The sequence below is a fragment of the Solibacillus sp. FSL K6-1781 genome (assembly GCF_038630735.1).
GTDB lineage: Bacteria > Bacillota > Bacilli > Bacillales_A > Planococcaceae > Solibacillus > Solibacillus silvestris.
Genome location: NZ_CP152038.1, coordinates 1,098,921 through 1,117,518, shown reverse-complemented (window position 1 = coordinate 1,117,518; position 18,598 = coordinate 1,098,921). Strand labels below are relative to the sequence as shown.

At 41.7% G+C, this 18,598-nt stretch carries 15 protein-coding genes; 1 reads left to right on the top strand and 14 read right to left on the bottom strand.

The features are described 5' to 3' along the window. Nucleotides 1–23 precede the first annotated feature (23 nt). The 5 genes from MHH37_RS05340 to truB form a co-directional block, all read right to left on the bottom strand. The gene (locus MHH37_RS05340; protein ID WP_342575315.1) at nt 24–1,250 is read right to left on the bottom strand and encodes a pitrilysin family protein; all 1,227 of its coding nucleotides are present in this window, start codon (nt 1,248–1,250) and stop codon (nt 24–26) included. A 232-nt stretch (nt 1,251–1,482) separates the two neighbouring features. After that, nucleotides 1,483–3,597, bottom strand: coding sequence for a polyribonucleotide nucleotidyltransferase (gene pnp / locus MHH37_RS05335; protein ID WP_342575314.1), 2,115 nt, complete (start codon nt 3,595–3,597; stop codon nt 1,483–1,485). Between the two features lie 282 nt (nt 3,598–3,879). Then, a complete protein-coding gene (rpsO, locus tag MHH37_RS05330; protein WP_008403229.1) occupies nt 3,880–4,149 on the bottom strand; it encodes a 30S ribosomal protein S15 in 270 nt (89 codons plus the stop codon). Between the two features lie 136 nt (nt 4,150–4,285). Further along, nucleotides 4,286–5,236 carry a riboflavin biosynthesis protein RibF gene (ribF, locus tag MHH37_RS05325; protein ID WP_008403230.1) on the bottom strand — a complete coding sequence of 317 codons (951 nt, stop codon included), beginning with the start codon at nt 5,234–5,236 and terminating at the stop codon, nt 4,286–4,288. A gap of 10 nt (nt 5,237–5,246) precedes the next feature. Continuing rightward, nucleotides 5,247–6,158 (bottom strand): tRNA pseudouridine(55) synthase TruB, encoded by a 912-nt coding sequence (truB, locus tag MHH37_RS05320; protein WP_087615387.1) that lies wholly within the window; start codon nt 6,156–6,158, stop codon nt 5,247–5,249. A gap of 121 nt (nt 6,159–6,279) precedes the next feature. Between truB and MHH37_RS05315 the strand changes: the two genes are divergently transcribed. Next, nucleotides 6,280–6,417 (top strand): hypothetical protein, encoded by a 138-nt coding sequence (locus MHH37_RS05315; protein WP_342575313.1) that lies wholly within the window; start codon nt 6,280–6,282, stop codon nt 6,415–6,417. Nucleotides 6,418–6,572: 155 nt separating this feature from the next. Here the strand turns inward: MHH37_RS05315 and rbfA are convergent, their stop codons facing one another. From rbfA to MHH37_RS05270, 9 genes are all read right to left on the bottom strand, one after another. Continuing rightward, on the bottom strand, nt 6,573–6,917 hold the full coding sequence (rbfA, locus tag MHH37_RS05310) for a 30S ribosome-binding factor RbfA (protein WP_008403233.1): 345 nt from the start codon (nt 6,915–6,917) through the stop codon (nt 6,573–6,575). 58 nt (nt 6,918–6,975) lie between these two features. Beyond that, entirely contained in the window at nt 6,976–7,254 is a 279-nt protein-coding gene (locus MHH37_RS05305; protein WP_008403234.1) for a DUF503 domain-containing protein, read from the bottom strand. Further along, entirely contained in the window at nt 7,254–9,626 is a 2,373-nt protein-coding gene (gene infB / locus MHH37_RS05300; protein WP_342575311.1) for a translation initiation factor IF-2, read from the bottom strand. The genes MHH37_RS05305 and infB overlap by 1 nt, the downstream gene beginning before the upstream one ends. A gap of 14 nt (nt 9,627–9,640) precedes the next feature. Then, the gene (locus MHH37_RS05295; RefSeq protein WP_014824466.1) at nt 9,641–9,949 is read right to left on the bottom strand and encodes a YlxQ family RNA-binding protein; all 309 of its coding nucleotides are present in this window, start codon (nt 9,947–9,949) and stop codon (nt 9,641–9,643) included. After that, the gene (locus tag MHH37_RS05290; protein WP_008403237.1) at nt 9,946–10,224 is read right to left on the bottom strand and encodes a DUF448 domain-containing protein; all 279 of its coding nucleotides are present in this window, start codon (nt 10,222–10,224) and stop codon (nt 9,946–9,948) included. The genes MHH37_RS05295 and MHH37_RS05290 overlap by 4 nt, the downstream gene beginning before the upstream one ends. 39 nt (nt 10,225–10,263) lie before the next feature. Continuing rightward, complete coding sequence (nusA, locus tag MHH37_RS05285) at nt 10,264–11,391, bottom strand: transcription termination factor NusA (RefSeq protein ID WP_008403238.1); 1,128 nt, start codon at nt 11,389–11,391, stop codon at nt 10,264–10,266. A 14-nt stretch (nt 11,392–11,405) separates the two neighbouring features. Beyond that, on the bottom strand, nt 11,406–11,891 hold the full coding sequence (rimP, locus tag MHH37_RS05280; protein WP_008403239.1) for a ribosome maturation factor RimP: 486 nt from the start codon (nt 11,889–11,891) through the stop codon (nt 11,406–11,408). Nucleotides 11,892–12,353: 462 nt separating this feature from the next. Next, nucleotides 12,354–16,676: a PolC-type DNA polymerase III gene (locus tag MHH37_RS05275; RefSeq protein ID WP_342575309.1), complete on the bottom strand. Its 4,323-nt coding sequence runs from the start codon at nt 16,674–16,676 to the stop codon at nt 12,354–12,356. 163 nt (nt 16,677–16,839) lie between these two features. Beyond that, nucleotides 16,840–18,546 carry a proline--tRNA ligase gene (locus MHH37_RS05270; protein ID WP_065216406.1) on the bottom strand — a complete coding sequence of 569 codons (1,707 nt, stop codon included), beginning with the start codon at nt 18,544–18,546 and terminating at the stop codon, nt 16,840–16,842. Nucleotides 18,547–18,598: the final 52 nt, after the last annotated feature.

The following is an 18,598-nucleotide window of genomic DNA, read 5'->3' as shown; positions in this document are numbered from 1 at the left end:
CTAGCCCGCGCTGTCCTTTTGCGTTATTCGTTTTCCGGTCCGATAATCGCAATTGCCGGTTCGGATAATAAAATTTGTGTAATTAACTCATCGATCGTTTCCATCGAAATGGCATCGATTTTTGCCAATACTTCATCGACTGAACGGTGATTTTGGTGAATGAGTTCATTGACCCCGTTACGGTTCATAAAGTCTTCCGTACCTTCAAGCCCTAAAACGAAGCCGCCTTTTAACTGCTCCTTCGCATTTTCAAGCTCGGTTTCCGTTACCCCTCCTGCAACGAGGTCAAATAACGTCTGATCGATCTGCTGCTTTAATGAATCGAGGTTTTGTTTTGATGCCGACGCGTAAATCGTAAATGTCCCTACATCCTCATAGCTCGACTGGTAGCTGAATACAGAATACGCCAACCCGCGATCTTCTCGCACTTCCTGGAACAGGCGAGAGCTCATATTGCCGCCGATTATATTATTCAACGCAATAAAGCTGTACATTTTCGGATCTTTTACCGCAATTGCAGGGAAAGAAATCGCAATATGCGCCTGTTCCGTATCACGCAATTTTTCAATTTCACCTGGTGTAAATACCGGATAGGATGGTTTGGAAACAATCGATTTCGCACTTGCTTCATAGTTTCCGAATAATGCTTCCACTTTTTCCAGTAAACTCTCTTCAATATTACCGGCAATTGAGATGACAACATTTTGAGGGCCGTAATGTTTCGCCATATACGTACGGATCATCTCTTCATCAAATGTCGCCAATGTTTCCGGTGTCCCTAAAATCGGACGGCCTAGCGCATCATCTGGGAACATGACGCCCCATAATTTTTCATGGACATCATCTGCCGGATCGTCTTCGCTCATGTAGATTTCTTCAAGAACAACTTGGCGTTCTTTTTCGATATCTTCCTGCGTAAACAGCGAGTTAAAGAACATATCTGCCAGAATATCGATAGCCAGTTCCCCATGATGGTCCAGCACTTTCGCGTAATAACATGTATGTTCCTTCGATGTGAAGGCATTAATCTCTCCGCCGATGCGGTCGAACTCTTCCGCGATTTGACGGGCTGTACGGTTTTTCGTTCCTTTGAAAAGCATATGCTCGATGAAATGGGTAATCCCATTTTCTTCTTTTGTTTCGTAGCGTGAGCCCGCGTTGACCCAAATGCCGACCGATAAAGATCGGACATGCGGCATTTGCTCTGTAACAATGCGCACGCCATTTTTTGCTGTAATTACTTGTACCATAAATTTCTCCTTTATTTCGGCTAATAAACTATAAGTATTATTTAAAAATCTGTAATATTACAATTTTAAGCTTATTTTTGTAGTAAGGGTATGCTCCAATACGCATACCTCCCCTTACCATACTTCATCAAGTAATGGAAATCTCCAAACATCAGCTTAACGTTATTTAAAAAAGAGGCTGTACAATAGTGTACAACCTCCCTTTTTATCTTGTTTGAAACGCTTGTTTCAATTATTTCCCTTGTTCTGCGCGCTCTTTTTCTTCTTTGATTACTACTTTACGTGATAAGTTTACGCGACCTTGTTTATCGATTTCGATACATTTCACAAGTAATTCATCGCCTAGTTTTAATACGTCTTCTACTTCTTTCGTACGTTCTTCCTGAATTTCCGAAATGTGCAGTAAGCCGTCTTTACCTGGGAAGATTTCACAGAATGCACCGAATTTTTCAATGCGTTTTACTGTTGCCATGTAGTACTCGCCTACTTTAGCTTCGCGTACGATTGATTCGATCATTTCTTTAGCACGGTTAATCATTGCTTCATCAGCTGAAGCGATGTAAATTGTACCATCTTGTTCTGTATCAATTTTAACGCCTGTTTCATCAATAATTTTATTGATGACTTTACCACCCGGTCCGATTACATCGCGGATTTTGTCAGGATTAATTTTGATTGAAACAATTTTTGGTGCGTATTGTGATAATGAAGTGCGAGACGCTGAAATCGTTGACATCATATGCTCTAAAATGTGCATACGGCCGATTTTCGCCTGTGTTAATGCTTCTTCTAATATATCACGAGACAGACCATCGATTTTAATGTCCATTTGAAGTGCTGTTACACCTTTAGCTGTACCTGCCACTTTAAAGTCCATATCGCCAAGGTGGTCTTCCATACCTTGGATATCTGATAATACTGTATAGTGCTCGCCTTTTTTAACAAGACCCATTGCAATACCTGCAACCGGTGCTTTAATTGGAACACCAGCAGCCATAAGTGCCATTGTTGATGCACAAATTGATGCTTGAGAAGTAGAACCGTTTGATTCCAATACTTCCGATACGCAACGGATTGCATACGGGAATTCCTCTTCTGTTGGCATTACCGCTAAAATCGCACGCTCACCTAATGCACCGTGACCAATTTCACGACGGCCTGGGCTACCGTAACGGCCTGTTTCCCCAACCGAGAATTGAGGGAAGTTGTAGTGGTGCATCCAGCGTTTTGACTCTTCAATACCTAAGCCGTCAATAATTTGAACGTCGCCTAAAGCACCTAAAGTACAAATTGATAATGCTTGCGTTTGTCCACGAGTGAATAATGCTGAACCGTGTGCACGTGGCAATAAATCTACTTCAGAAGAAAGTGGACGGATTTCATCTTGCTTACGACCATCCGGACGAACTTTATCTTCTGTAATTAAACGACGCACTTCATCTTTTACCATTTTATCTAAAATAGCATTCACTTGTTTCATCGTAGCTTCGTCAGCTTCCTGCGCTTCATAAGCTTCGATTACACGTGTTTTTACTGCTGTAATATTTTCTTGGCGTAATTGCTTGTCCACTGTTTGGATCGCTGTATTCATATCAGCTTCACATTCAGCTTTGATCGCTGCTGTTAAGTCTGCATCTAATTCATATAATGTTACTTCAAGTTTTTCTTTACCAACTTCAGCAACAATTTGCTCTTGGAAGGCAATTAATTTTTTAATTTCTTCATGACCGAACATGATCGCTTCAAGCATAATATCTTCAGTTACTTCTAAAGCACCTGCTTCTACCATGTTAACCGCGTCTTTGTTACCTGCTACTGTTAAGTGAACAGTCGATTTAGCAGATTGTTCTACAGTCGGGTTCACAACGAATTCACCGTCGATATATCCTACATGTACACCTGCAATCGGTCCGTCGAATGGGATATCAGAAATTGCTAATGATAATGAAGAACCAAACATTGCCGCTACATCAGCAGGGCAGTTTGAATCATTTGACATAACCATTAAAATTGATTGTACTTCGTTACGGAAACCATCCGGGAACATAGGACGGATTGGACGGTCAATTAGGCGAGAAGTTAATACTGCCGCTTCTGATGGACGTCCTTCACGTTTAATGAAACCACCAGGGATTTTACCTGCTGCATATAGACGTTCTTCAAAGTTTACTGTTAACGGGAAGAAATCTAATGCTTTTGGTTGTTTTGACATTGTTGCCGTAGCTAGAACTGCTGTTTCGCCGTAGCGGATCATTGCAGCACCATTTGCTTGTTTTGCCAGCTGTCCTACTTCTATTACGAGTGGACGGCCTGCCCATTCATACGAAAAGACCTTTTTTTCGTTCATTAAATGAACCCCTTTCTTATTGAAACACTCTACGTATCATATTATGTACCATAGTTAGTGTATCAAAAAAGCGTTTTCTATGCTAAATTTTTTGATCTAAATATCGATAAATTTAATAAAATATTTTTGGCTTTCCAGCAATGGTTTAACTTCTTTCAACAGGCGTGTTGACACCTGCTCAAAGAAGTTAAACATCGCACCATTGATTCGGAAAGCTTAATCTTTTCAAACATAATAAAAAGCGGGAAAAATCCCGCTTTTTATTGTCAGATTAACGACGTATTAGCGACGTAATCCAAGTTTAGTAATTAATTCACGGTAACGAGCTACGTCGTTTTCACGTAAATATTTTAATAAATGACGACGTTTACCTACCATTTTAAGAAGACCACGTTGAGAGTGGAAATCTTTCTTGTGAGTAGCTAAGTGAGCGTTTAATGCGTTGATTTCTGCAGTTAATACAGCTACTTGTACTTCTGGAGAACCAGTGTCTGTTTCGTGTACGCGGTACTCAGCGATAATTTCGTTTTTACGTTCTTGTGTAATTGCCATTTTAAATGACCTCCTGATAATTAAGATATCCCCAATAGCACAGCAGTCGCTGGAGTTGCGAAAAGCCGAGCTAAGGTTCATACGAGAATTTCGTACTAGTGAATAGTACCATAATTGTTTATAGATGCGCAACTATTTAGCGTAGTTGCTCAAAATAGGCGATCGCTTGCTGTTTGTCCAATTCAATTTGCTCAATCAACGCTTCGATGCCGTTAAATTTCCGTTCGCTGCGAATGCGTTTATACCAACCTACAACGACCTCTTCACCGTAAATATTTTTATTGAAATTCAAAATATGCACTTCAATCGACAGCTGCTTTTCATCCGGATTGTTGAATGTCGGTTTATAGCCTACATTACAAACACCGTCATACCATTTATTTTGAACTGAAATTTTCACCGCATACACACCTGTTGCCGGTATGTAGCAGCCTTCCATCGCTTGGACATTCGCTGTCGGGAAGCCCATTGTCCGTCCGCGCTTATCTCCGTGCACGACGATTCCCGGCACTTCGAATGCGCGGCCTAATAGATTACGAGCCTGTTCCATATCCCCATCCTGCAATGCTTTGCGAATGCGTGTAGAACTAATTTTTTCAACTTCATCCTGCTGCTTTTCGATTACCGTCACACCATACTTTCCGTTTGACAGTTGGTCCATCAGCTCCATATTGCCTTTGCCGTAAGCGCCAAACGAGAAATCAAAGCCTGCAGTTACATGCTGAACATTTAAATCTACGATAAAGTACTTAATGAATTCTTCAGGTGTAAGCTTCGCAAAATCTGACGTAAAGTTTACAACAAATACTGTATCGATATTCAATTTTTTAAAAGTATCTATTTTTTGTGAAAGTGGCGTAATGTAGAATACTTTTTCATTACGTCTACCTAATACAATCGATGGATGTGGATCAAAAGTCATCACGGCGCTTTTAATATTTAGCTGCTCAGCTTTTTGCTTTGCCACTTCAATAACTGCCTGATGTCCTTTATGTACCCCATCAAAAAATCCGATTGCTAATGAGTACGCCTCTTTTTCTATTTCCTGTGCTAATTGATGGGGGTATTTCAAATGAATAACGTTCATCTCGTGCCTCCTAATTAATTTCGGGAAACATCTTATCCGGCTTCATTTGCCCGCTCTTTGTCGGATGGGCGATGTAAACCGCAAATGCTCGTCCCTCTACACCATATACAATTTTATCATGTTCCGTTAATAAAGTATGCATCGGGAGAACTTGCCCATTGAAAATTTGCTTTTCAATGTCTTCCGTAATTTCAACGTATGGATAGTCGGATAATGCATATTCAACCGGCAACAGAAACTTCTCCTGCTCCCCGGCTTCCATCATTTCCGCGATTTCGGCCAATGTGAAGCAATTGTCTTTTGTGAATGTGCCTGATGCTGTTCGTACTAATTCATGCATATGTGCCGGGTAGCCTAATGCTTCACCGATCTGAACAGCTAATGTACGGATATACGTCCCTTTAGAACATTTGATGCGAATAGAGAACGTCACTTCTTCCCCTTCGAATGTTTGTGCATCATCCAATAATTCCAGCTCATAAATCGTAATTTTACGTGTTGGTCGCTCGACTGTTTGACCAGCTCTTGCATATTCATACAGTCGTTTCCCGTTCACCTTTACAGCGGAGAACATCGGTGGCGTTTGTTCGATTTCACCTGTCAATGTTTGAAGTGCGTGTAAAATTTCTTCACGTGTAAACGATTTGAAATCTGTATTTTGCTCGACCGTTTCACCTTCTGCATCTTCTGTTGTTGTCGTGCGTCCAATCGATACGACTGCCTCATACGTTTTGCCGGCATCTGTTAAATATTCGGCAATCCGTGTTGCCTGGCCGATACAAATTGGCAGTACGCCTTCTACACCCGGATCAAGTGTCCCGGTATGGCCTACTTTTTTCGTCTTTAATATTTTTCGTAATTTAAACACACAGTCATGACTAGTCATGCCGCGCTCTTTCCATAATGGCAAAATACCGTTCATTGTTTTGCTCCTTTGTTTGAAATAGGGATTTCGATATTTAATAGATTCTTTGATATAAGCTTCAGCTATAGTTGGTACTTTTCATACGATCCGTTCTGCTTCGCTACGGGAGGCCAACAGGATGTTGGTCACGAATGCGTTGTTACACGATGTAACGGTTTTAGCATTCGTTCTAATATTCCTGGGGGCGTGGCTCCAACTAACTTTATCGCTACCTCTTACGGCGGCAGCGATAAAGTGGATTTTCCGCGCACGCTGATCCCCTAGGAGTCGCCCCCCTTCGCTTCGCGTCATTCTTACCTTAGCATAAAGTTTATTTTCTTAACAAAACTTCTTTATTCAACAATTTAGTTAAAGAACCTTCTAATGCAAAAAAGTCTGCCCGCATAGTTATGCAGTGCAGACTTCTTAGTTTTATTTCTCTTCGTGTAAACCACGTAGTAATGCATCGATTTTGTTCCCGTATTCGATTGCTGTATCGAATTCGAATGCCAGTTCAGGCGTACGGCGTAAGCGGATACGTGAACCAACTTCCGAACGGATGAAACCGGATGCTTTTTCCAACGCTTGCAATGTTTCCGCACGTTCGCGGTCATTGCCTAACGATGTAATATAAACAGTTGCTTGCTGTAAGTCTCCTGTTACTGCTACATCTGTAACCGTAACGAAGCCTACACGCGGATCTTTGATTTTGCGCGCAATGATTTCAGTAATTTCTTTTTTCATTTGCTCAGCAACTCGATTGGAACGTAGAGACATAAATGTCACCTCATTTAAATTGCGTAATTAATAGTACATTTGCCACAAATCGTGGGCTTTATAAATATTCACGATAGAAATCCAACTGTTCCCATTGTGGATTTGACTGCAGATAATGAATCGCCCGCATTAGCTCGCGTTCAGCCGCTTCTTTGGAAGAAGCAACTGCGACAAGCGCAAGCTTCGTACGCTGCCATACATCCTGATGATCAATTTCAGCAACGGAAACATTGAATTTTTGTTTCGTACGCGTCACCATCCGCTGAAGGACGGCGCGCTTTTCTTTTAATGAGTGGGCAGTCTGAATCATGAATTCAACTTCTGCGTATACAATCATTATTTACGAACGATTTCTTCCATTACGAAGGCTTCGATAATGTCGCCTTCTTTAATGTCGTTGTAGTTTTTGATCGTAATACCACACTCATACCCTTTTGCAACTTCTTTTGCATCATCTTTGAAGCGTTTTAGTGAATCCAGTTCACCTTCGAACACAACAACGTTTTCGCGGATAACACGTACTCCGGCATCGCGAACGATTTTACCTTCAATAACGTATGAACCAGCGATCGTACCCACTTTAGATACTTTAATTGTTTGACGAACTTCCGCTTGACCAACGATTTTCTCTTCGAACTCAGGATCAAGCATCCCTTTCATCGCGTGTTCGATTTCTTCGATTACTTTATAGATGATACGGTGCAGACGAATATCTACGCCTTCTTCATCAGCAGCACGTTTTGCATTTGTGTCCGGACGTACGTTGAATCCGATAACGATTGCATTTGATGCAGCAGCAAGAGAGATATCCGATTCTGTAATCGCACCCGCACCAGTGTGGATAATTTTAACATTAACGCCTTCAACATCAATTTTCATTAATGAAGAAGCCATTGCTTCCACTGTACCTTGTACGTCTGCTTTTACGATTAAGTTTAACTCTTTCATTTCGCCTTGGCTCATTTGTTCAAATAAGTTATCAAGAGTTACACGTTGTTTTTCTGAACGTGACGCTTGGATAGCTGTCATTGAACGAGATTCACCAACTTGACGAGCTGTTTTCTCATCTTGGAATACTACGAAACGGTCGCCCGCTTGTGGTACTTCGTTTAAGCCTGTAATTTCAATCGGCATAGAAGGACCAGCTGTTTTAATACGACGGCCAAGATCATTGACCATTGCACGTACACGACCATATGCATGACCGACTACGATTGGATCACCAACACGTAATGTACCATCCTGAACTAAAAGTGTTGCAACTGCTCCACGACCTTTATCAAGCTGTGCTTCAATAACTGTACCGATTGCTGAGCGGGTTGGGTTCGCTTTTAATTCGCCTACTTCGGAAACTAATAAAATCATTTCTAGAAGCTGGTCAATACCTTCACCTTTTAGTGCTGAAATTGGTACGAAGATTGTATCTCCACCCCATGCTTCAGGAACTAATCCATGCTCTGTTAATTCTTGTTGTACACGGTCCGGATTGGCAGATGGTTTATCCATTTTGTTGATTGCTACGATAATTGGTACTTCTGCAGCTTTTGCGTGGTTGATTGCTTCAACTGTTTGAGGCATTACACCGTCATCTGCTGCTACTACGATAATTGCGATATCTGTAATTGATGCACCGCGCGCACGCATTGTTGTGAATGCCGCGTGTCCAGGAGTATCAAGGAATGAAATTTTCTTTCCGTTAACTTCTACTTGGTATGCACCGATATGCTGTGTAATACCGCCTGCTTCACCCGCAGTAACTTTCGTTTTACGGATTGAGTCAAGCAATGATGTTTTACCATGGTCAACGTGTCCCATGATTGTTACAACTGGTGGACGTTCTTCTAATGCGTTTTCGTCAACTTCCACGATTGTATCATCGAAGTACGTATCTAAATCTGTTTTGTCGATACGGATTTCTTCTTCAACTTCTACCCCGTAGTCTGCACAGATTAGCTCGATTGCATCCTTATCAAGTTCTTGGTTAATTGTTGCCATTACACCAAGCATGAATAATTTTTTAATAATTTCCGATGGCTCACGGTGTAATTTTTTTGCAAGTTCTGCAACTGATAAACTTTCATAGAAAGTAATTTTTTCAGGTAATTCTTTTTGCACCATTGGTTGTGGTGCAGGACGGTGCGTACGACGTTTACCACCATTGATACCTGGTTTTCTACGTTGTTGATAGCCGCCTTTATTTTGTGTGTTACCACCTTTATTTGGCGTGTTACCGCCTCTATTTGGCGTGTTACCGCCGCCTTTATTATTACTAGTGTTTTGTGTTGTGCCGCCTTTGCGGTTGTTAGAGTTATTTTGAGTCATATTTCGATTTTGGTTACCTTTTTCATTTCTTATTTTTTCGCCTTGTTGCGATTTTGTTTGCCCTTGGGCGTTTGAAGCTTTGTTCGGTTGTTGGTTATTCGAAGCAGATTGTGGACGATCCTGCTTTTGACCTTGCTGCACTTTTTTCTGCCCTTGATCACCGCGTCTCGGTGTTACATTTACAGCTTTGGCAGGTGTCTTTGCAGGAGAATCTTTCGTTGGTTCCACTGCTTGCTTAAAGACAGAATTTAGTTTTGAGACCGCCTGCTCATCAATTACCGCCATGTGATTTTTCACCGGCAGATTATGTTTTGCAAGCTCCTCAATAACTTCCTTACTTGTTTTATTTACCTTTTTCGCATATTCATGAACTCTTACTTTGCTCATCTGCTCACCCCCGATTAATTTTCGTTGAGTAGACTAGACATTTTTTTAGCAAATCCGCTATCTGTAATAGCAATCGCTACACGGGCTTCCTTCCCGGTAGCATGTCCAAGATCATATCGATCCCCGAAAACATAATACTCAACATTATAAAACGTACATTTATCCTGAATCTTTTTGCTCGTATTTGCCGAAGCATCTGAAGCTAAAAAGACAAGCTTAGCTTTGCCGCTGCGAATTTCCTTTACGACAAGCTCTTCTCCGGATATAGTTTTTCGTGCACGTGCTGCTAAACCTAATAGCTGTAGCAATGCAGGGTTTGTCATAAAATCGACTCCCTGCGGATTAGCGTTAGCAACTCCTCATACACCTCATCCGGCACTTTTGCATCAAGCTGGCGATCTAAAATATTCTTTTTACGCGCCATTTCAACAGCATCTTCCGTTTTAGAAACATATGCTCCACGACCGGATTTTTTTCCTGTAATATCAACAGTCACTTCGCCCTCTTTAGAACGAACGACGCGAATCATTGATTTTTTCGGAAGCATCTCGCCTGTTGCAACACATTTGCGTAAAGGAATTTTTTTATTAACGACCATATTGCTTACCCTCCTTGCAAAATCATTCCAAATGACGGCTTATTCTTCGTCATCACCGTATAAATCAAATTTTACTTCTTCTGCATCTTCACGTGGAACGAATGTGCTCGTTTCAGAAGGATAGATTCCTAATTCGCGTGCATCTGTTTCACTCTTGATGTCGATTTTCCAGCCCGTTAATTTTGCTGCTAAACGAGCATTTTGTCCGCGCTTACCAATCGCTAGTGATAATTGATAATCCGGTACGACAACTGTTGTTGACTTTTCTTCTTCATTTACTTGAACGTCCAGAACTTTTGAAGGACTTAGTGCATTTGCAACGAATACAACCGGATCTTCTGACCATTCTACGATATCAATTTTCTCACCGTTTAATTCGTTTACAATTGTCTGCACACGGGCACCTTTTGCTCCAACACATGAACCTACTGGATCTACTTCTTCATTATGTGCATATACAGAGATTTTTGAACGGTCTCCCGCTTCACGCGCGATTGATTTAATTTCAACTGTGCCATCATAAATTTCCGGAACTTCCATTTCAAATAGGCGGCGCAATAATCCAGGATGAGTACGAGATACAATTACTTGTGGACCACGTGTTGTGCGTTCAACTTTTGTAATGTAAACACGGATGCGAGATGTTGGCTTGTAAACTTCACCTTGAATTTGTTCGTTAACAGGTAATGCCGCTTCCACTTTACCGATTGACACATAAATATTACGTGCATCTTGACGCTCGATTACGCCTGTTACGATGTCATCTTCACGGTCTACATACTCTTCATAAATTAAACCGCGCTCTGCTTCACGAACACGTTGCGTCACAACTTGCTTAGCCGTCTGTGCCGCGATACGTCCGAAGTTACGTGGTGTTACTTCTTCCTCTACGACGTCACCAATTTCATAAGCTGCATTAATAAACTTCGCGTCTTCCAAAGCGATTTCCAGACGATCGTCTTCTACTTCTTCTACTACGTCTTTACGAGAATAAACAACCATTGAACCTGTTTGTAGGTTAAGATCCACGCGAACGTTTTGCGCTTGGTTGAAGTTACGTTTGTACGCCGTTACTAAAGCCGCCTCAATCGCCTCAATTAATACATCTCTTGAAATACCTTTCTGCTCTTCAAGGGCAGTTAGGGCATCTAGTAATTCACTACTCATTTTTGTTTTCACTCCTAAATTTGCTTATCTGAAAAATCGATAGCAAGACGCGCTTGCGCAATTTTTTCTTTTTCAATTTGTACTGTAACTTTACGTGTTTTAATACGGAATTCCATTTCTAAAAATTCATCTGTATATGCGCGTAAATAACCATAGAATTCTTTTAAATCCTTAACTGGCTCATAAGTTTTCACATAAATATATTTGCCGATTGCTTTTTCAAAGTCCTGTTGTTTCTTTAACGGACGTTCTGCTCCTGGTGAAGAAACCTCTAAGTAGTAGTTTTGCTCGATTGGATCATTTTCATCCAATTTCTCGCTTAAACGCTCACTCACTTGTGCACATTGTAAAATATCAATGCCGCCTTCTGGTGTGTCAACATAAATACGCAGGAACCAGTCGCGTCCTTCTTTTACGAACTCGATATCAACTAATTCCAAATCAAGCTCTTCCACAATCGGTGTCACTAGCTCTTCAATGATCGACGTAACTTTGCTCATCGTATCCTCCCTAACGTCTTTGTTTGTTTTAGATCTTCATAGTATTGGTTAAACAAAAGACGAGTTTTCATTGAAAAAATTGGACATTTACAACTAAATGCAATGGCGTCCAGATTTCTTTTTGAGGCCCACAGGACGTGGGTCAGCCAGTCTTTGCCGCACGATGCGACGCGTTAGACGGACTTCTTTTTTTCATTATAAAATCTGCGACATTCGCCAGAGGTTTAACTCCACTCACAAAAATCAGAACACTTGCTCGTTGAAATTAAATAGTTGTGTAAACAACAGAAAAGAGCGGGAAACCCCACTCTTTTGCTGGCGAACTATCAACAAATTATTACATTTAGCATAGCACAAAGGCTATCCTAATGCAAATTTTGCCTATTAACACATAGAATTAACAACTACTGAGAGAATATGCATCCGAAAATACAAAATCCTCTCTTTTAGCCTGTCTGTACATTAGAATAAGGACAGCTGGTTGGCATCCGGCATTCCTTCCAAACATCCAAGCTCATCCATATACTCGATTAATGTCTTCGATACACGGCCGCGCTGCTGTAAATCTTCTTTTGATAAAAATTCTCCATTTTTACGTGCTTCAACAATTTGTTTCGCTACGTTAGTACCAAGACCCGGAATGGCATCAAAAGGAGGAATCAATGAGTTTCCTTCGATGATGAACTCACTCGCATGCGAACGGTATAAATCAACCTTTTTGAAGCTCATCCCGCGTTCACACATTTCCAGTGCTAGTTCCATAACTGTCAGTAAACTTTTCTCTTTCGGCGCTGCATCGAGCCCCTTCATGTTGATTTCATCGATTTTTTTGCGGATCATGACAGAACCTTGTGTCATCGCAATTAAATCAAAGTCCGACGCACGCACAGTGAAGTACGCTGCATAATAAAGAATCGGATGATGGACCTTGAACCATGCGATACGCACAGCCATTAATACATACGCTGCGGCGTGGGCTTTCGGGAACATGTATTTTATCTTTTTACAAGAATCGATATACCATTCAGGCACTTTTTTCGCACGCATTTCCGCTTCCATTTCATCTGTTAACCCTTTACCTTTACGAACGGACTCCATAATTTTAAAGGCAAACGACGGTTCCAGATCCTGATAAATTAAATAAACCATAATATCGTCACGACAGCCGATTACTTCTTTTAATACACAAGTGCCGTCTTTAATCAGTTCCTGTGCATTTCCAAGCCATACGTCTGTACCATGTGAAAGTCCGGAAATCTGAACAAGTTCACTGAATGTCGACGGTTTTGTTTCTTCAAGCATTTGGCGTACGAATTTTGTCCCGAACTCCGGAATTCCGAGCGTTCCTGTTTTCGTTCCAATTTGCTTTTCGGTCACACCTAGCGATTCAGTTGAACTGAAAATCTTCATAACAATCGGGTCGTCCGTCGGGATTGTTTTTGGATCGATTCCGGATAAATCCTGAAGCATACGAATTACGGTCGGATCATCGTGCCCAAGTATATCAAGCTTTAAAATATTATCGTGGATCGAGTGGAAGTCGAAATGGGTTGTTTTCCATTCCGAATCCTGAGCATCCGCCGGGAACTGCACTGGCGAGAAGTCGTAAATATCCATATAATCCGGTACTACGATAATTCCCCCCGGGTGTTGTCCAGTTGTACGTTTTACTCCTGTACATCCTTGCACAAGGCGGTCCACTTCCGCATTTCGGTAAGTGATGCCATTGTCGCTTCCGTACCCTTTTACATAACCATATGCCGTCTTTTCGGCAACCGTACCAATCGTTCCGGCACGGAATACATAATCCTCACCGAACAGCACTTTCGTGTAGTTATGCGCTTGTGGCTGATATTCGCCGGAGAAGTTCAGATCGATATCGGGCACCTTGTCGCCCTTGAATCCTAGGAACGTTTCGAACGGGATATCCTGGCCGTCTTTTTTGAACGGGGCACCACATTCCGGACATTGTTTGTTCGGTAAGTCATAGCCTGATGCAACCGAACCGTCCGCGATAAACTCGGAATGCTTACAGTTTGGACAAACATAATGCGGCGGCAGCGGGTTTACTTCGGTAATTTCCATAAATGTCGCGACAAGGGAAGACCCTACCGATCCACGTGAACCTACTAAGTAACCGTCAGCCAGCGATTTTTTTACGAGCTTCGCGGAAATTAGATAAATTACCCCGAACCCGTGTCCTAAAATAGATTTCAGTTCCTTATCAATACGGGCCTGGACAATTTCCGGTAATTTTTCGCCGTAAATGCTATGTGCCATCTCATAAGTTAAATTCGTTACTTCATCATCCGAGCCTTCAATTTTCGGCGTATATAAATCATCCTTGATCGGTTTTACATCGCCGATCATATCGGCAACTCGCTGCGTATTTGTCACGACAATTTCCTTTGCCAAATCCGGCCCTAAAAAGTCGAATTCCTTCAGCATTTCATCCGTTGTACGGAAATGGACTTTCGGTAAAGGATTACGATTTAACGGGTTTGCGCCACCCATTGACCCAACTAAGATTTGACGGAACTTTGCATCGGTTTCATGCAAGTAGTGGACATTTCCCGTTGCTACGACCGGTAAGTTCAGCTTTTTGCCAAGCTTTACGATACGGCGGATAATATCTTCCAATGCCCATTCATCATGGACAGTACCGCCGTCCACTAAGGGAGAATAGACCGGTTTCGGCATAACTTCCAAATAATCATAGAATTTTGCGATACGCTCGGCTTCTTCCTGCGTTTTATTCATCATCGTTTCAAAGAGCTCACCATTCGAGCAGCCTGAGCCGACGATTAATCCTTGTCGTAGTTTCTGCAAATCGGAGCGGCGAATACGTGGTACACGGTAAAATGTTTCCGTATGCGAAATCGAAATTAACTTAAACAGATTTTTCAGCCCGGCATCATCTACAGCCAAAACTGTACAGTGACTTGGACGTGACTGCTTGTACCCTTCTTCACCGCCGACGTGGTCGTTCATTTCAATCAGATTTTTAATGCCTAAATCTGCAGCCTGTTTCAGCAAATGCAGGAATAGTTCACCTGTTGCTTCGGTATCATAAATTGCCCGGTGATGCTGGGTAAGTTCAATATTGTATTTTTTCGTTAAGGTTTTTAAGTTATGCGATTTTTGCCCTGGGTTTACAAGACGAGAAAGCTCGACCGTATCGATCCCCGGGTGACGAACTTCTATGCCGGCATTTTTGTAGGCAACATATAAGAAGCCTAAGTCAAACGCTGCATTATGCGCAACAACGACCCCATCGCCGATAAAGTCATGGAATTCACGAATGACATCACTCAGCTCTGGTGCATTGACGAGCATATCATCGGTAATATGTGTCAGCTCGATAATTTTTGCTGTTAATTTTCGGTGCGGATTTGAGAATCGTTCAAATGTATCAATAACCTGACCATTCTTTATTTTGACGGCCGCCAGTTCGATAATCGTGTCATACACGTTTGAAAAGCCGGTCGTCTCTACGTCAAATACGATATACGTTGCTTCTTCAAGATCAACATTTATCGGATCGTAAACAATTGGTTTCCCGTCATCAACTAAGTTTGCCTCAACGCCGTAAATGACTTTAATGCCGTTTTTCTTGCCGGCAGCGTACGCTTCAGGGAATGCCTGAACAACAGCATGGTCAGTAACCGCAATCGCAGGATGTCCCCATTTAGCTGCCTGTGCTACTAGTTTATCGACAGATGTCATCGCATCCATTTGACTCATTGGTGTGTGCAAGTGAAGCTCAACACGCTTTTCGCCTTCCGGAGCATGGTCTTTTTTAGGTTCATGCTTAATTTCATTGATGTCTTTTACCATCATGACTAAATCGCGTGCAAATGTATCAAGCTGAATGGATCCGCGTACACGCACCCACATCCCTTTACTCATCTGCTTCATTTTCACGACATCCTCATCCCCGTTTGAGAACATTTTGACAAGTAATGAGTCGGTGTAATCGGAAATTTTAAATTCCAGTAAAGAACGGCCGCTTCGAAGTTCTTTAATATCACATGCAAAAATAAACCCTTCCAGTACAATCGAACGTTCTTCTTCCAGTACTGTGCGGATTTCAACAGGATCCGGATTTTTAATGAGTGCACCAATCTGGAACGGTGTATCTCCAGTAACAGCACCAGGATTGGCCGCCTTCTCTTTTTCGCGTGTGGCAAAATCGGCCATTGCCTGTTTCGACAACCGTTCTTCCTCTTCCTGACGTTGCTGATAAAACGCTTCTTGCTGCGCGATAAATTCATCTGACTCTTCCACCAGCTGGAAATCAAGCGGAATATGCGGGAAACCAAATGTCTTGTAAGAATCGGCAATTTTATCCGTATACTTTGATTTTAATGATAAGTACTCTACTTCGAGCATCGACGTCACGACAAGCTTATGACCTGTCCATTTCGGTGTTTGCTTCGATAAATTGGTACGCAGCATTGGCGACATTTCATCCATTTGCTCAATAACTACTTGCCAATAATCCAAAATATGCTGCTCATTGACTACTGGATTATATGATTCAATCGTCAGTAACACATTGGCAATGGGCGAAAATTTCTCGACCATCCGCATCCGCAGTAATTGATACACTTGGTAAGGCAATATATTTTCTATTTTTATTTTAAAGTCCCAAACACGCTTCTTTTTATGAACTGTTACACGTTCGAGTGTTCCATTTTCAAAAAAGGACATATAGACATCATCAGTCAATTCAAGCTGCTGTAACAATAGTAGGAATTTTTGTCTTCCTTCCTGTTTTGACAATTGTTTCACCCTTTCATCATGCTGCTTTCATTGTGAGGCAAGGGTTGCACCGGCATGGAAAACACTCCGCGCGCACCAATCACCGGTCCCTTCACATCCAATGAAAAAGAAAAGAAAGTACATAAAAAATTGTACTTTCCCGTTCTCTCTATCTTAATCGTTACTAGTTTTGGCGGAAATATTCGTTTAAGCGATCGACTACTTCTTCTTTCGCCCATTCTGCAGATTCGCCTGTTGAACGGAATTTCACTTCCACAAGACCTTCTGAAGCTTTTTTACCTACTGTAATACGAACAGGTAATCCGATTAAATCCGCATCCGCAAATTTAACGCCGGCACGTTCTGCACGGTCATCATATAACACTTCATAGCGGTATGATTTCAGTACACCGTAAAGCTCGTCTGCTAATTGAACTTGTGCTTCGTCTTTAGCATTGACCGGTACTAACTGCAAATCATATGGCGCTAATTGTGCAGGCCATACAAATCCGTTTTCATCTTGGAAATGTTCTGCAACAGCAGCAAGTATACGTGAAACCCCGATACCATAGCATCCCATAATATAAGGTTTTGCTTTACCTTGCTCATCAAGGAATGTTGCATTTAGTTTTTCTGAATATGTTGTACCTAATTTGAAAATATGTCCAACTTCAATTCCTTCAGCAAACTTAATGATACCTTGACCGTCCGGAGATGGGTCACCTTGTTGGATGAAACGGATATCTTCATAAGAGCTGATCGCAAAGTCGCGCTCCGGATTGACATTTAATAAATGGAATCCATCTTCGTTTGCACCTGCAACACCGTTACGGATTGATTTGATTGCATTATCTGCAATTACTTTTACATTCACCGGCAATTTCACAGGACCGATTGAACCTGGTGTACAGCCAAGTAATTCTTTAATCGCTGCGTCTTCTGCCAATTCAACAGATGTAGCACCTAATGCATTTTTTAATTTAATGTCGTTAATTTCGTGGTCACCGCGCGCTAAAACAACAACCAATTCACCATCAATATCAAAAACTAGTGATTTAATCACATTTGAAGGTTCTACATTTAAAAATGCAGATACTTCTTCGATTGTTTTTTGATCTGGTGTTTCAATCTTTTCGATGTCTTTCATCGGTGTTGTCGGTGCTGTATATTCTACAACAACCTCTGCCATTTCGATGTTTGCCGCATAATCCGATGTATCCGAATAAGCGATTGTATCTTCCCCGATTTCAGAAAGTACCATGAATTCGTGTGTACCTTTACCGCCAATTGTACCTGCATCCGCAATTACGGCACGGAAGTTTAAGCCAAGACGCGTGAAGATATTTGAATAGGCACGGTACATATCATCATATGTGGCATCAAGTGATTCACGTGAAGAGTGGAAAGAATATGCATCTTTCATAATGAACTCGCGGCCGCGCAGTAAGCCGAAGCGTGGGCGTTTTTCATCACGGAATTTACTTTGGATTTGATAAAGTGTTAACGGTAATTTTTTATATGATTTAATTTCATCACGCACTAAAGTTGTGATCACTTCTTCATGTGTTGCACCTAAAGCGAAGTCACGGTCATGACGGTCTTTTAAACGCATAAGCTCCGGACCGTATGCTTCCCAGCGACCTGACTCCTGCCATAGCTCTGCTGGTTGCAATGCAGGCATTAATAGCTCGATTGAATTGATTGCTTCCATTTCTTCACGGATGATTTGTTCGATTTTTGATAATACTCTGCGCGCTAATGGTAAGTATGAGTATACTCCGGCCGCATTTTGACGGATAAATCCGGCACGCAATAGCATGCGATGCGATTTCACGTCGGCATCGGATGGATTTTCCCTTAAAGTTGGGATAAACGTTTTGGTCTGTTTCATAAATAGTGCCACCTTTTTTATTTAAATTGCTACTTCTATAATACTAATCAAA

Bases quoted from the DNA above. Each gene is read 5' to 3' on its own strand.
- MHH37_RS05340 (WP_342575315.1), bottom strand. From the start codon at position 1,250: ATGGTACAAGTAATTACAGCAAAAAATGGCGTGCGCATTGTTACAGAG.
- pnp (WP_342575314.1), bottom strand. From the start codon at position 3,597: ATGAACGAAAAAAAGGTCTTTTCGTATGAATGGGCAGGCCGTCCACTC.
- rpsO (WP_008403229.1), bottom strand. From the start codon at position 4,149: ATGGCAATTACACAAGAACGTAAAAACGAAATTATCGCTGAGTACCGC.
- ribF (WP_008403230.1), bottom strand. From the start codon at position 5,236: ATGAACGTTATTCATTTGAAATACCCCCATCAATTAGCACAGGAAATA.
- truB (WP_087615387.1), bottom strand. From the start codon at position 6,158: ATGAACGGTATTTTGCCATTATGGAAAGAGCGCGGCATGACTAGTCAT.
- MHH37_RS05315 (WP_342575313.1), top strand. From the start codon at position 6,280: ATGTTGGTCACGAATGCGTTGTTACACGATGTAACGGTTTTAGCATTC.
- rbfA (WP_008403233.1), bottom strand. From the start codon at position 6,917: ATGTCTCTACGTTCCAATCGAGTTGCTGAGCAAATGAAAAAAGAAATT.
- MHH37_RS05305 (WP_008403234.1), bottom strand. From the start codon at position 7,254: ATGATTGTATACGCAGAAGTTGAATTCATGATTCAGACTGCCCACTCA.
- infB (WP_342575311.1), bottom strand. From the start codon at position 9,626: ATGAGCAAAGTAAGAGTTCATGAATATGCGAAAAAGGTAAATAAAACA.
- MHH37_RS05295 (WP_014824466.1), bottom strand. From the start codon at position 9,949: ATGACAAACCCTGCATTGCTACAGCTATTAGGTTTAGCAGCACGTGCA.
- MHH37_RS05290 (WP_008403237.1), bottom strand. From the start codon at position 10,224: ATGGTCGTTAATAAAAAAATTCCTTTACGCAAATGTGTTGCAACAGGC.
- nusA (WP_008403238.1), bottom strand. From the start codon at position 11,391: ATGAGTAGTGAATTACTAGATGCCCTAACTGCCCTTGAAGAGCAGAAA.
- rimP (WP_008403239.1), bottom strand. From the start codon at position 11,891: ATGAGCAAAGTTACGTCGATCATTGAAGAGCTAGTGACACCGATTGTG.
- MHH37_RS05270 (WP_065216406.1), bottom strand. From the start codon at position 18,546: ATGAAACAGACCAAAACGTTTATCCCAACTTTAAGGGAAAATCCATCC.